Annotated in this window: 10 protein-coding genes; all 10 read left to right on the top strand. The window is 59.7% G+C overall.

The features are described from left to right. Positions 1–205: 205 nt before the first annotated feature. The gene (thyX, locus tag ACI0FJ_RS11130; RefSeq protein WP_424303194.1) at positions 206–841 is read left to right on the top strand and encodes an FAD-dependent thymidylate synthase; all 636 of its coding nucleotides are present in this window, start codon (positions 206–208) and stop codon (positions 839–841) included. 598 nt (positions 842–1,439) lie between these two features. After that, positions 1,440–2,867, top strand: a complete 1,428-nt coding sequence (dnaA, locus tag ACI0FJ_RS11135; protein ID WP_424303197.1) for a chromosomal replication initiator protein DnaA — start codon at positions 1,440–1,442, stop codon at positions 2,865–2,867. A gap of 103 nt (positions 2,868–2,970) precedes the next feature. Beyond that, on the top strand, positions 2,971–3,165 hold the full coding sequence (locus ACI0FJ_RS11140; protein ID WP_424303200.1) for a hypothetical protein: 195 nt from the start codon (positions 2,971–2,973) through the stop codon (positions 3,163–3,165). A gap of 129 nt (positions 3,166–3,294) precedes the next feature. Further along, a complete protein-coding gene (locus ACI0FJ_RS11145) occupies positions 3,295–5,160 on the top strand; it encodes a potassium transporter Kup (RefSeq protein WP_424303203.1) in 1,866 nt (621 codons plus the stop codon). Between the two features lie 753 nt (positions 5,161–5,913). After that, positions 5,914–6,474, top strand: coding sequence for a type VI secretion lipoprotein TssJ (locus ACI0FJ_RS11150; protein WP_424303206.1), 561 nt, complete (start codon positions 5,914–5,916; stop codon positions 6,472–6,474). A gap of 1 nt (position 6,475) precedes the next feature. Beyond that, positions 6,476–7,864: a type VI secretion system baseplate subunit TssK gene (gene tssK, locus ACI0FJ_RS11155; protein WP_424303209.1), complete on the top strand. Its 1,389-nt coding sequence runs from the start codon at positions 6,476–6,478 to the stop codon at positions 7,862–7,864. A 1-nt stretch (position 7,865) separates the two neighbouring features. Further along, positions 7,866–8,561, top strand: a complete 696-nt coding sequence (locus ACI0FJ_RS11160; RefSeq protein ID WP_424303212.1) for a DotU family type IV/VI secretion system protein — start codon at positions 7,866–7,868, stop codon at positions 8,559–8,561. 20 nt (positions 8,562–8,581) lie between these two features. Next, on the top strand, positions 8,582–12,043 hold the full coding sequence (locus tag ACI0FJ_RS11165) for a type VI secretion protein IcmF/TssM N-terminal domain-containing protein (RefSeq protein ID WP_424303215.1): 3,462 nt from the start codon (positions 8,582–8,584) through the stop codon (positions 12,041–12,043). Then, entirely contained in the window at positions 12,040–12,873 is an 834-nt protein-coding gene (locus tag ACI0FJ_RS11170; protein WP_424303218.1) for a TagF domain-containing protein, read from the top strand. Before ACI0FJ_RS11165 ends, ACI0FJ_RS11170 begins: the two co-directional genes overlap by 4 nt. Next, positions 12,864–14,477, top strand: coding sequence for a type VI secretion system protein TssA (gene tssA, locus ACI0FJ_RS11175; RefSeq protein ID WP_424303221.1), 1,614 nt, complete (start codon positions 12,864–12,866; stop codon positions 14,475–14,477). Before ACI0FJ_RS11170 ends, tssA begins: the two co-directional genes overlap by 10 nt. Positions 14,478–14,513 lie beyond the last annotated feature (36 nt).

Below are 14,513 nucleotides of genomic sequence, written 5' to 3' on the forward strand. Positions count from 1 at the left end.
AAGCGGCCCCCGGACAGCAAAAGCCGAACGCGCTTGTCCGGCAAGGGGAGGCAACCGGCCGCTAGCGGCATTAAAACACTAATGATTCCAAAGGCGTGAAACATTTCCAGACAATGGGGATGATTCACGCCTTTTCTTATGCAACGCCCTTATGTATGTTGCAGGCGACGATTTTCCCAACCAAAAAAGCCTGGAGACCGCCCCTATGCAAGTGATCGCCCCCTCGTTTGAAATCATGCACTTTCCCGAAGCGGAAAGCATATTGCGCCACCTGGAGCTGGCCGGGCGGGTCTGCTACAAGTCCGAAGACAAAATAACCGAAGAATCGGCAGGCAATTTCATCAGCCGCATTGTCCGCTCCGGACACGAATCCGTCATAGAACACGCCGCGGCCACGGTCCGCTTTGTCTGCGACCGGGGCGTCAGCCACGAGCTGGTCCGTCACCGCATCGCCTCGTTCAGTCAGGAATCCACACGCTACGCCAACTACGCCAAGGACAAGTTCGGACGGGAAATAACCGTTATCCGCCCATTTTTCTGGGCCGAGGACAGCCAGGCCTATGCCGTATGGAAAGAAGCCATGCTGGCGGCGGAAAAAGCCTACCTGGAACTGACCGACGCCGGAGCGCGTCCGCAGGAGGCGCGCAGTGTTCTGCCCAACTCGCTCAAGACAGAAGTGGTCATGACCGCCAACCTGCGTGAATGGCGGCACATCTTCCGCCTGCGCTGCGACGGGGCATCCCATCCGCAGATGCGCGAACTGACCATTCCCCTGCTGGCCGAATTCAGCCGCCGTCTGCCCGAGCTTTTTGCCGATCTGCACGAACATTTCTCCGCCTAGAGAGACCCGAAAAACAGAAGTATCCACCTTCCTACGCCGTCCCGGTCGGCTTGCATTGCAAGCCGACCAGCGGGCGGATACTGCATTTTCCTCCAAAAATTCTCCGAAACTGGTCCTAACCATCGGAGAATTCTTTGCCCTCCCCTTTTCCAGCCTCTTTTTCGACTTCCATCTTTTGATAAATATGGAAAAAAGTGCCCTATCTATTACAATTATGCATATTTAAATCTTTGTATTTCAGCATGTTAAAACGTAATTATTACGACTGATCGTCTTTCTTCAGCAATTACGCCATGTTTGTTACAAGTGTGCGTATCTTGAAAAACAAAAATAATTTTGAGGAAAACGAAGAAAACGGAATATTGCCCTGTGGAAAACTATTTCACCAGATGTTGAACCAGCTGGGGATGAATGGATAAAGTAGTGCAACTCTGCCGCTTTGCGCGGGATACGTAAATACACGGGCATACCGGCCCCCTAGATGTTCTACTTTAATTTCATATAGTTACGCTGTAGATAATTTTCGGCAAAGCTCCCGGACAACAAACTTCTATCCCTCTTTGCTCATATTACAAGATTTAGGCTAGAGCTCTTCTCCATGAAGCACGAATGGGACCACGTTCAACAAATTCTGGAAAGCAGATTGAATCCCGGCCTCTACAAGGTCTGGATCAAACCCTTGTCCGGCAAGGTGAATGGCAAAGTTCTGGAGCTAACCGCTCCCAATGGCTTTGTCGCTTCCTGGGTGCGGGACAGGCTGCTCGATTCCATAGAAGACGCCACCTGCTTCGCCCTGGGACAAGACATGAAGGTATGCATCCAAACGGCGGCCCCCAAGGCTGCCCCAAGGAAAGCCAAAGAGGTTGCCGCACCCAAACCCTCCAACCCCAAACTTTCCAGCCCTGCCAGCAATATGGCCGGGCGCACCCACATCATACACTCACCATATGCTTCGACTCCCTTGGGCGGACCCGGCACATACAGGCCTACCGACTCAAGCAAGGACAGCAGCTGGCTGTTCAATTTCGACGACTTTGTGGTCGGGCCCAGCAACCAGCTGGCGCACGCCGCGTCCATGGGCATCTGCCAAAACAGCTTGTCCGTAGATAAACTCTTTCTCTCCTCTGCACCGGGGCTGGGCAAGACCCACCTCATCCAGGCCATTGGCAACGAACTGGCCAGCCAGGCCAACCGCTCCGTGCGCGTTCGCTATCTGACCGCCGAAGAGTTCGCCACCTGCATGGTCGTCGCCCTCAAGATGCGGGATATCGAACGTTTCAAAAGCGAATTCCGAGACCAGGTGGACCTGCTCCTGCTGGAAGACATCCACTTTCTGCAGGGCAAGGAAAAAATCCAGGGCGAAATGCTGGCCACACTCAAGGCGCTCCAGTCGCGCGGCAGCAAGGTGGTTTTCACCAGCTCGTTCCTGCCCCGGGAACTCTCCGACGTGGACGACCAGCTGGTCTCGCGCTTCAGCTCCGGCTTTCTGGCCAACATTGAAGCACCCGACTTTGAAACACGCCGCCGCATCATCGAGTTCAAGGCCAACAACAGGTTCATGGTGGACATCCCCACGGATGTCTCCGCCCTTTTGGCGGAACGCATCGACAACGATATCCGCCAGCTGGAAAGCTGCCTGAAGAACCTGGTGCTTAAAGCCAAGCTGATGAACGAAAAGATCACCTTGGAAATGGCGGAACAGATTCTGGCGAACTATGCGTCCCACCTGCAAAAACCAGATCTGGAACGCATTATCCGCTGCGTATGCGAAGTTTTCTCGCTGACGCCTCCGGACCTTTCGTCCAAAAGCCGCAAGCAGCAGATCGTCACCGCACGCAACACCGCCTTTTTTCTGGCTCGCCGCCACACCGATCTCTCCCTCAAGGATATCGGGCAGAAGTTCAACCGCAGGCACTCCACCGTGCTCAAAGGCATCACCCGCCTGGAACGCGAGGTCAACCTGCAGACTCCCAAAGGCCGCCAGATCCAGGACGCAATGAACCGCATGCCCATTGCTGGGTGCTGATCAGACCCAGCCGATCCGACGGGTTGCCCACGGCAGCCGCCACCGACTCCACCGCACACCACCAACATTTCGGAATTTTCCCGGAACGCAGCACGCTCCCCCAATGATACGGGGAGACGTTGATACGGGCAGTCTTCGCGTCCGCAGCACACACTGCCGCCGCGAAGACTGCTCCCGTCAATGTCGGCCCGAGCCTCCCCTGCCCGCAGTCCCCTTGGCGAGCGTCTGCGCCGCCATCCGCTGGCACCGCCGTATGCAGACCATGCCCCCGGCCTACAGCCCTCGCCCCGGCACCTGAGAACAACCAAAGAACAAAACGTTCTCGAAGAAAAATCTATATTCCCTACGCCTCCTTGGAATTTTCTTTTTTATTCCCCCGTTGTGCCGACTTGGGCTACACTGCGCCCAGCATGTAAGGAGATATCGCGTGAATAACTCAAATCAAAATACCGACGAAACGCCGCCGCAGATTGTCCTTTCCCTTGCCGCATTGGGTGTCGTGTTCGGAGACATAGGCACCAGCCCTCTGTACGCCTTCAAGGCCTGCTTCAACGGCCCGCACGGTCTGCCCCTTACCCCGGAAAACGTGGTGGGTATTCTTTCCCTTATTTTCTGGTCGCTGCTGGTGGTCATTGGCCTCAAGTACACCACCTTTGTCATGCGCGCGGACAACAAAGGGGAAGGGGGCATCTTCGCTCTGTTCGCCCTGCTGCCCGCATCCGGCAAAAGGTACAAGACGGTCATGGCCGTGGCCCTGTTCGGCGCGGCCCTGCTGTACGGCGACGGTTTCATAACCCCGGCCATTTCCGTCCTCTCGGCCCTGGAAGGGCTGGACGTGGCCACCCGTGCCGCCGACGCCTATGTGGAACCCATCACCTGCGTCATCCTGTTCGTCCTGTTTCTGGCCCAACGCCACGGCACCTCGCGCATCGGGTCCATCTTCGGCCCGGTCATGCTGCTCTGGTTCCTGGTGCTGGGCGTACTCGGCGTACGCACCATTGCCCTGCACCCGGACGTTTTCGTGGCCCTCAATCCCATGCAGGCCGTGGACTTTTTTCTGCGCAACGGCGTGGCCGGGGCCGTGGTTCTCGGGGCCGTGGTCTTGTGCGTCACCGGTGGCGAGGCCCTGTATGCCGACATGGGCCATTTCGGACGCAAACCCATTGTTCTGGCCTGGTACTGCCTGGTTCTGCCCGCCCTGTGCATCAACTATTTCGGCCAGGGCGCGCTCATCCTGACCCACCCGGAAACCGTTACCGATCCCTTTTACGGCCTGGTTCCCCGCATGCTGCTCTATCCCATGGTGGGGCTCTCCGCCCTGGCCACGGTCATTGCCTCCCAGGCCGTTATTTCCGGCGCCTTTTCCCTTACCCGGCAGGCCATACAGCTGGGCTACCTGCCGCGCATCGTGGTGACGCACACCTCCGAATCCTCGGAAGGCCAGGTCTATTGTCCGGCCGTCAACTATGTAATGATGGTCGTGTGCATCATCCTGGTGCTGATCTTCCACAATTCCGAAGCCCTGGCCGGTGCCTACGGCATGGCCATCACCGCCACCATGGTCATCACCACCTGGCTGTTCGGGCTGTACCTGCGCTCCATCCGGGGGTGGAGCCTGCCCGCCGTACTCGGCCTGTGCACCGTGTTCATGGTCTTCGACCTGGGATTCTTTGCGGCAAACCTCACCAAGCTGACCGCCGGTGGATGGATTCCCCTGCTGGTGGGAGCGGCCGTTATGGGGATAATGCTCTCCTGGCGCAACGGACGCCGGGTCACGCGGCTGCAATTGGAAGAAATGCAGATGAGCGAGGAAGACTTTCTGGCCGAAGTACACAATCGGCAACCGCCGCGCGTCCCCGGAGCCGGCGTTATCCTCACGGTCTCGCCCATCAATATACCGCCCATCCTGGTCCGCCATTTGCGGCTGAACAAGGCGCTGCACGAACGGGTCATCCTGCTCTCCATCATCACCGAACCCGTCCCCCGCGTGGAATCTTCCAAGCGCCTCGTCATCCGCATGATGGATGACGGACTGGTGCGGGTCATTGCCCGCTACGGATTCATGCAGCAGCCCAATGTGCCCCTGACCCTGGCCAATGCCTACAACGCGGGCCTGCAAGTGGACCCGGGCGACATTACCTATTACCTGGGGCGCGAACTCTTTTCCTTCGACAGCATGCGGCGCGGACGGACCCTGTATCGCTTTATGGCCATCAACGCCGTCAACCCGGCCCTGTATTTCGGCATTCCGCGCTCCCAGGTCATTGAAATGGGTATTGCCGTGAACGTCTGAGCTGCCCGCATCGGGCGCCAATGGGCGCTACAGACGCCAATGGGCGCTACAGACGCCAATGGGCGCTACAGACGCCAATGGGCACCAATGGGCGCATGACCCGATGGATATCTTCAAGAGGCCGCCTCTGTCCGGAGGTGGCCTCTTTTTTAAGCAAAGTGCCAACCGCCAACAGACAACCGCCAACAGACAACCGCTAACAACGGATGCACTCTTCCTTGTTGCACGAAATCAATAACATGTTGATATAAAAAGACTTATCACATTGGCACAGAATGTGCTTTGTCTTGAGAAAACCAGGTCGGGCGAGGACGAGGCACGAATTGGGGGGGTGCCGCTTTCCCGGCCTGGTTGCATTACATTCCAGGTTTCCTTTCCCACGGCCTTGCGGGGAGGATGCCTGGCCTTAGTCATTGCTGGAAATAAAGTGTCCAATCAGCTGAAAAGATCCCTATTGTAAGAAAAAAAACATCCATATGTCTTTATCTGGATTGAATAGTGCGGTAGTTTTCCTCTAACGGTCCGAATTTATTCGACCACTGAACATCCCGGGGGATGCTGTCTTTTCCGGCCATGTCCGCAAATGGCAAGACACGAAACCGCCATTGAGGTTGTGCCCATTGCGTCGCCTGTCCGGGCAACGTCTGGGAAAGATGCCACCCCAATTGAATACTCTTTGATAAAAAGGGCTGATCCAAGTATATTCCGCGTCGTAGTACATTTGCCTGCAACCTTATAGCTCAGGTTGATGCCATGCCCCACCGCATGATTCCGGTGCTCCTCATCCTCCTTTTGGCAGCTGTTGCTTCCGGCTGCTCCGGCTCAAGTTCTGGCTCTGCAGCCGCCGGGGCCGGGGCCGATTCCATGTGGGCCTACCAGCCCAATTCCATCCAAATCCGCTTCAAATCCGACCCGCAACTGAACATGTACGACGGCAAGGCGCACGCCCTGACCATCTGCCTGTACCAGCTTGGCAAGCCCAATGCCTTCAACGACCTGGCCCAATCGCCATCCGGGATTGGAAAACTGCTGGAATGTTCGCGTTTCGACCAGACCGTCTCCCTGGCCCAACAAATTTTCATCCAGCCCAACGAGGACAAACTCCTCTATCTGGACCGGGGCGAAGGCGCAAAATACGTGGCCCTGGTGGCCGGGTACTATACTCAGGACCCAATCAGCGTCACCCGGCTCTACCAGATTCCGGTCAAGACCACCTCGGAAGGCTGGCTCTTTCCGGACGTAAGCGAGTCCCCGGAAACACTTTTCGTCAATCTGCTGCTCGGCCCCAATGAAATTCAGCGAATAGGGAGATAATGTGGACGGCGACAAGCCCATATACTGGCACCAGGGGTTGTTTCTCCAGCCCCAGCACCTTCAGATGCAGGACATGCACGCACAGTTCCGGACCCGTCCGTACCGCGAACATGGCCAGCCCCATTTCTGGGGCGTGGCCTCTCTGGAGATACTCAAGTCCTCCCTGGACAACCGGCGGTTCGAGCTGCTCAACTGCGAACTGCTCTTTCCCAACGGAATCCTGGCGACCTTTCCCGGCAATGCCGTTATTGCGCCGCGCTCGTTCGACGAAGCCTGGGTGGAAGGGGAAAAGCCCTTCACCATCTACCTGGGGCTGCGCAAATGGAGCCGGGACGGACGCAACGCCACCCTGGTGGATACGGAAGACGATGCCGGGCAGGCCGCCACTGTCTTTGCCGTAAACCGCAACACCACGGACATACGCGACGCCCTGGACGACGGCCCGCCCGCCAAGGTCCAGGAAATGCGCTATGTGCTCAAGATTTTCTGGGAAAACGAGCTGGAAAAACTGGACAACTACCATCTCATTCCCGTGGCCCAGCTGGAACGCACAGGCGACGAGGTCACCCTTTCCCGTCACTTTGTGCCGCCCTGCCTGAACATGGACGCCTCGCCCTGGCTCACCCGGATGCTCAAGGAAATCCGCGATGAAATCTCGGCCCGGGCCCGCCAGCTGGAAACCTACAAAAGCCCCAAGGCCAGCCAGGTCTTCGACTTCGACATTGGCTATCTGGTCTTTCTGCTGGCCCTGCGTACCCTCAACCGGTACGTGCCCATGCTGGCCCACTACTCGGAGACGGGGAAGGTGCATCCCTCGCAGGTCTATCTGGCCCTGCGCCAGCTCATCGGCGAAATGACGACCTTTTCCGAAGGCATCTCCGCCACAGGCGAGACCACTACAGGGGAAATGCGCATCCCCCCGTACAGCCACACCGACCTGTGGCACTGCTTTTCCGAGGCCCACAGCCTCATCGGCAAGCTGCTGGACGGCATCACCGTGGGGCCGGAACATCTCATCAGCCTGACCTATTTTGATCCGTATTTCATTGGCGAGCTTCCGCCGCACGTCTTTACCGGAGACAACGTCTTCTGGCTCATCGTGCGTACTTCCAAGGATGCCGAAGAAGTGGCCGACGCCATGGGCAATCTGGTCAAACTGGGCGCGTCCAGCACCATTTCCACGCTGCTGGCCCGCTCCATCCCCGGCATTCCCATGGAATATTACCCGGCGCCGCCGCCAGGGCTGCCCCGGCGTTCGCACTCCCTGTACTACCGCATAGAGCACAGAAGCCCGCAATGGGACGAGGTGCTCAAAAGCCAGATGCTTTCCCTGTACTGGGTGGACCCGCCCGAAGACGTATCTGTGGAAATCGTGGTTTTGAGGAGATAGCATGGCATTGGTGGACTGCTTTACAAGGGTACTGGCCTACGTGCAGGTGGTGGCCGCCGGAAAAGCTCCCGGCGAGGTCACCTACGAGACCGTGCGCAAGGACCTGGAAACCCTCTTCGCCAGCAGCGAAGACCGGGCCGTGGCCCTGGGCGTGCAGCGCGAACTCTTCCGCCGGGCCGAATTCGCGGTCTGCTGCTGGATAGACGAAACCCTGCTGGCCGTTGACTGGTCAGGACGTGAGGAGTGGCTCAAGCGCCCCCTGCAGCGTGCCCAGTTCAACACCATCAACGGAGGCGAAGAATTTTTCAGCCGCCTGGACGAAGCCCAGAACCGCGAGGAAATGGAGCTTGTCGAGGTATTCCACGCCTGCATTTCCCTCGGCTTTACCGGCCGCTACTACCAGGAAAACCAAAAGGCCCTGCTGGACGAAATAAGCCTGGCCCAGGCCAAACGGCTGTACGGTCCGCTGGCCGCGTCCATTGCCGAACAGGCCGGAGACGAGGTTGCAGAACCGCTTTTCCCGGATGCCTACGGCCAGGATACCGCGCCCGGCAAACGCCCGCTCATGGCCTACAGATTTCTGGACCCCGGCGTCCTGGCCATGCTCGTTGTTCCGGCCATGGCCGTGCTGGGGCTCTTTTTCTACTACCGTCACGAGCTGAATCGGCTGCTTGAACAAATGCTTAAAGCCGTCTGAGGACAAAGACCGGATACCACATGATGAAATACGTCCACATCGTACTGAAAATCCTGCTCTGGCTTCTGCTGCTCGGGCTTCTGGCCGTGGGCGTCTGGCTGCTCATGCGCTGGCGTAACTGGCCGCTGTGGATGGCCGGAAGCGTCTACGGCGGCGTGCTGGCCGTTGTGGCGGCCATTGTCCTTCTCCGCAAATGGCTTATCCGCAGGCGCGAGGAAAAATTCGTCCGCCGCATCATAGAGGAAGACGAAGCCGCCATTCTGGGTGCACCGGCCCAGGACCGCCAGCACCTGCGCGATTTGCAGGAACGCTGGAAGGAAGCGGTCAAAATTCTCAAACGCTCCCATCTGAAAAGATTCGGCAACCCGCTGTATGCCATTCCCTGGTATGTTATTCTGGGCGAACCCGGTTCGGGCAAGACCTCGGCCATCAAAAGCGCCCGCCTGACCACGCCGCTCACCGAAGTAAGCCCCACGCCCGGCATTTCCGGCACCCGCAACTGTGACTGGTGGTTCTTCGACCAGGCCGTGTTTCTGGACACGGCAGGCCGCTACAGCGTGCCCGTGGACGAACACCGCGACAAGGAAGAGTGGGGGAAATTCCTTTCCCTGCTGGCCCGCTACCGCCGCCGCGAGCCGCTCAACGGGGCCGTGGTGGCCATTTCCGCCACCAGCCTGCAAAAGGACGGCGAGGAAGTCCTGACCGACACGGCCAAAGCCCTGCGCCGCCGCATCGACGAAATAACCCGCGTCATGGGCGCGCGCTTTCCCGTCTATCTGCTCATCACCAAAATCGACCAGATTCAGGGATTCGACGCTCTGGCCCAACGCCTTCCGGCCAAGGCGCTGGATCAGGCCATGGGCATGACCTTTGCCCAGGGCACGGCCCCCATGACCGCCCTGCAGCAGGCCCTGGACTCGGTGCTGGGAAGGCTGCACCTTGTGCGCAACACCCTCATGGGCACCAGCCGCACCCCGCTTATCCCCTCGGCCCTTGTGCTGCCCGACGAACTGGAAGAACTCCGCCCCGGCCTGGAAACCTTCTGCCGCGCCGCGTTCGAGGAAAACCCCTATCAGGACAAGCCCTTTCTGCGCGGACTCTATTTTTCCAGTGCCCGCCAGTCCGGCCACGCGGAGAGCACGGTCTTCAAGGAAACCGCTGCCATGAACGGTTTTGGGGCAGACATTCCCGAAGACAGCCGTGGCATGTTCCTGCACGACCTGTTCGCCAAGCTGCTGCCCAGGGACCGCTACCAATTTACGCCCATCCGTGATTTTCTGCGCTGGCGCAGAACCACCAAGGGCATGGCCGTTACGGCCTGGCTGCTCTTCTGCCTGGCCGCCGCAGGCATGTTGACCGTTTCCTACCGCATCAACCTCGACGCCATGCAGGCGGTTTCCGTCCAGAGCGTTCTGCAACAGGGCAACCAGACCCAAGGCCAGTTCTTCACCTCCATGGACGTGCTGCGCCGCGAGCTGACCACCATGGACCAGCGCAACCAAAGCTGGCTGTTGCCACAGATCACCCTGCGGCAAAGCACCAAGGAAGCCGCACGGCTCAAAAAATACTACGTCAGCAATTTTCGGGACCATATCCTCAGCCCGTTGAACAACGGGCTGGAAGCCCATCTTGTGGAGTTCACTCCCCAGACCGATCCGACCATGGTGGGCGAATTCATCGCGCACTTTCTGCAACGCATCGATGCGCTGCAGGCCCGGCTGGACGGCAAAACGGATACGCAGGCCCCCTTCTACCCCCACTTTGTGGCCAGTTCGGAAAAACTCTCTCCCAACGTCTTTTCCCAGTTCGGGCCGCTGTATATGGCCTACCTGCAATGGAATACGGATACCGACTCCCTGCAGGAGGAGCTGCACGTACTGCGCTCCTGGCTGGCCCATGTGGTGGGGCTGGACGACCTGGACGTCCGCTGGATAGCGGCCTGGGTAAATACCTCTCCCGCGCTCAAGCCGGTCACCCTCGAACGGTTCTGGCAGGGCGGCAACTATCAGGACGACAATCTGCCACAGGTGGACCGGGTCTATACCAAGGAAGGCAAGCTGGCCGTGGACGCCTTTATCCAGCAATTGCGCGACGCCCTGGGCGATCCCCAGGACTTCAACCACAAGCTGGAGCCGTTCCGCAGCTGGTATGCCCGCAACTACCGGGACCAATGGCTGGCCCTGGCCAGCGCCTTTGACCAGGGGCAGTCCCTTTTGAGCGGCTTTTCCGACTGGCGCGGGGAGGCCTCGGCCATGTTCACCACCAACAACCCCTATGCCCAATTCATAGCCCTTGCCGCAGAGCAGATAACCGCCGTGCCGTACGATCCCAAACACGACCGGTGGATCGATCTTGTTGAGGATATGAACGACGTGCTCAACACGGCCCGTCTGCAAAAGCAGCAGCTGTCCCAGAACAAGGCGGAATCCCTGGCCAGCAAGGGCCAGCAGGTGGTGCAATCCATCACCCGCGATATCGCCTCGGGCAATGCCACGGCCACCCAGGCGTTGCAGGAAAAGGTCAAGGCCTTTGACGCCTATGCCGAAGCGCTCAACAAGCTCTCCGACGTCACCGCGTCCGACGAGGTGGCCTACTCCCTGGCCTCGCAGGTCTTTCCCTTTGGTCTGGCCCCGTCCAACAGCAAATCGCCCTTTCACGAGGCGCACAGTGCCCTGTTCATCATGCAGTCGCTCATGGGACGCACCGGCAACGGCGCAGACGTGGTCTGGAACATCATTTCCGGCCCACTGCGCTATCTCCTCGACTACACCTCCATGGAGGCCTCCTGCCATCTGCAGGCCCTGTGGGAGGAAAACGTCCTGGCCGAAATACGCGATGTGCCCAAGACCAAACGCAACAGCCTGCTCTACGACAAGCAGAAAGGGCTGGTCTGGACCTTTCTGGACAAGGACGCCGGCCCCTTTGTGGGCAGCAAAAACATGGTCTACTACCCGCGCAAGGTGCTGGGTGTGAGCTTTCCGCTGGAAAGCGACTTCCTGGCCTTTCTGGAACAGGCCGGAAGCGTCAGCCGCATTGTGCAGGACCAGTACAGCGTGGACGTGACCACCCTGCCCACCAACGTCAACGACGGAGCCAAGCTGGAACCGCGCTCCACCACCCTGACGCTGCAATGCGGGGAAAAACCCCAGCGGCTGGTCAACTACAACTACCCGGCCAGCCAGACCTTTACCTGGACTCCCGCAACCTGCGGCGAGGTGGAATTTGAAATAGACTTTCGCGGGTTGAAGCTTACCAGGCGCTACCCCGGCAACCAGGGCTTTGCGGACTTTCTCCTGGATTTCCGCGACGGCGCGCGCCGCTTCACCCCCAAGGATTTTCCCGGACAGGAAGCTGATCTGGCCCGTCTGGGAGTGAGTGAAATAACGGCACGGTACAAGATCAGGGGGGCCAGGCCGGTCCTCAGCCTTTTGGAGAAAGAACCGGCCAAAGTACCGACCAGCATAGCCTACTGCTGGAAATGAAACCCGAGGCAAGCTGGCGTTTCGCCGCCATGGGGAAACACCCCGGAGCGGGCGACTACATCCACCTGGGCGACGAGTTTCTTCTGGCAGGTGCCATGGCAAGCTGGATGGGCCGGGCATTCGACCGGGGCAGCATAGACCCGGACCGGATGAATCCCCAATCGGGCGCCATGTTCTGGAGCAAAGGCGGAACGCATGGCGAGTTGGCCTGCGGCGTTCTGGCCCCAAGCTGGGACAGCGTGGGCCGTCCCTACCCCCTGATGGTTGTCGGCAACGGCCCGCTGGCTGGCTGGCCCCAGGAAAGTTGGACAGACTATTGGGACCTGTTGCCCGTGGCCCTGTCCGCAACCTGGCAGGCCATGACGGAAATAGCCTGCGGCAGGAAAGGCGCGGTGGATTACCTGCAACGCAAGGTGGCGGGTCTGCCCGCGCCGCACGGCGACTGGCTGGCCCACTCGGCCCAGCGCCGCGACCGGCTGCACGACGCCGACAAGCTGCCTTGCCCCGTGCCGGATGCGCAGGCCAAGCAGCTGTTGCTTACCCGGGGCATGCTGCCCATGCAGGCCGCACATCCAATGGACGGGCACCCACCGGATGGGCAGCCAATGAACGGGCAGCCAGTAAAGGGGCAGCCACGCGGCGAAGACATTGTCTGGCTGTGGCATGCGGCGCTCAAGAACTGGGCGGGCGGAGTCCTGCACCCCGAAGCGGCCCTGGCCTGGTGGAACGACGGCGTTGTCCGGCTGCTTCTGCTGCGCCGCCCCATGGTACCGGCGGACATGAAGGCCATGTTGTACGGAACTGATACAGAGGAAACTCCATGGACCTGAAACGATGCGGCACAGATCCCATCAGCCCGGAGAATCCGGCAGGCGAAGACATTGCCTATGATCCGGATTTCGAGGCGCTGCAGGCGGAGATCGACAAGATGTCCATTGCCAGCGCCGAAATAACGGGCACGGATTGGGACAAGGTGGTCGCCCTGTGTGAAACCATCCTGGGCAGCAAGTGCAAGCACCTGCTTGTGGGGGTCTATTGCTGCGTGGGGCTTACCCGCACCGGGGAGCTGGAAGGCTTTGCCCAGGGGGCGAACCTGCTGGCCGACCTCATACGAAATTTCTGGGAAGACATGTTTCCTCCCAAGCGCCGCATGCGCGGACGGCTCAACGCCTTGCACTGGCTCATGGAAAAGCTGGAGGCCTTTTTCCTGGGATACGAGCCCCAGCCCCTGCCCGGCGCACTGCTGGATACTGCGCAAAAAGCACTGCTGGATCTGGACGAAGCCGTCTCCCAAGCCTCGGAAGACGCCCCCATGATGCGGCGTCTGAGCCAATATCTGGACCGGATGCCCCGCCAGCCCGATCCGAAGCCCCAACCGGAGCCGCAAACCGCTCCGCCCGCGGCAACGGAAAGCAAAGAAATTCCGGCTCCTGCGCCCACTCCAAAACCAGCGCCCGCTTCCAGTCCCGCCCCCAGCCCTGCAGCAGCAGCGGCCAAGGTGAAGATACCCGACGTTCCCCAGAACGCCGACCCGTCCACCGAGGCCGGAACCGAGGCGCTCATCACCTTTGCCCTGGGCCAGCTGGATACGGCGGGAAGGGCCATTCTGGAACGCAATCCCATGGACCCACGCCCCTACCTGTACAACCGCATGGCGGCCTGGAACACCATCCGCACCCTGCCCCCGACCCAGAACGGCACGGCGGAAATGATCTGCATGGACGACACCCTGCCCGAACAGATCGAGCAGCTCATCAGGGACGGCGAACTGGCCGGAGCTCTGAACACGGCGGAATCCCAGCTGCAATCCTACCCCTACTGGCTGGACCTCAACCGGTTGAGCGCCGAAGCCCTGGAAAGGATGGGGGAAAAAGGCGCGCAGGCCCTGGACGTGGTCTGCCGCGAAACCACCCGTTTTGTGGCCCGCGTTCCGGGCGTGGAAAATATTTCCTTTGCCAACGACATTCCCTTTGCCGACGCCAAAACCAGGGCATGGCTGGAGAAAAACGCCAAAGCCGCAACCTCGGGAGGAGGAACTTCCGATCCCGTGGCCGCCGAGGCCGACAATGCCTTGTCCCACGCCCGGAATTTGTACGGCGAGCAGAAGACTGTCGAGGCATTGGACCATTTGCAGCAAGGGCTGGACAGCGCGGGCCACGGACGGGCCAAACTCGTCTGGCGCATGGCGCTGACCCGTTTTTTGGTGTATGCCGAACGTAGCGACCTGGCATCTCCCATGGCGCGCGCCCTTGTACAGATTTTGGACGACGTGGGTCTGGAAGAATGGGACCCGACGCTGGCCCTGAGCGCCCTGAGCGCTGCATACCAGGCCTTGTCCCAAACAGAGAATGAAACGGAAAACGCACTGGCAGCGTCGGTTCTGGCCCGCATTGCGCGGCTCAGCCCCTCGCAGGCCGTCCGGCTTAATGGCTGATCAACCGGCTCGGGCGGCGCTCCTGCGGCGCACGGT

The sequence above is a fragment of the Desulfovibrio sp. 7SRBS1 genome (assembly GCF_049723905.1).
Lineage (GTDB): Bacteria > Desulfobacterota > Desulfovibrionia > Desulfovibrionales > Desulfovibrionaceae.

What these genes read in the sequence shown, in the direction of transcription:
- thyX (WP_424303194.1), top strand. Translation starts at nt 206, where the DNA reads ATGCAAGTGATCGCCCCCTCGTTTGAAATCATGCACTTTCCCGAAGCG.
- dnaA (WP_424303197.1), top strand. Translation starts at nt 1,440, where the DNA reads ATGAAGCACGAATGGGACCACGTTCAACAAATTCTGGAAAGCAGATTG.
- ACI0FJ_RS11140 (WP_424303200.1), top strand. Translation starts at nt 2,971, where the DNA reads ATGATACGGGGAGACGTTGATACGGGCAGTCTTCGCGTCCGCAGCACA.
- ACI0FJ_RS11150 (WP_424303206.1), top strand. Translation starts at nt 5,914, where the DNA reads ATGCCCCACCGCATGATTCCGGTGCTCCTCATCCTCCTTTTGGCAGCT.
- ACI0FJ_RS11160 (WP_424303212.1), top strand. Translation starts at nt 7,866, where the DNA reads ATGGCATTGGTGGACTGCTTTACAAGGGTACTGGCCTACGTGCAGGTG.
- ACI0FJ_RS11165 (WP_424303215.1), top strand. Translation starts at nt 8,582, where the DNA reads ATGATGAAATACGTCCACATCGTACTGAAAATCCTGCTCTGGCTTCTG.
- ACI0FJ_RS11170 (WP_424303218.1), top strand. Translation starts at nt 12,040, where the DNA reads ATGAAACCCGAGGCAAGCTGGCGTTTCGCCGCCATGGGGAAACACCCC.
- tssA (WP_424303221.1), top strand. Translation starts at nt 12,864, where the DNA reads ATGGACCTGAAACGATGCGGCACAGATCCCATCAGCCCGGAGAATCCG.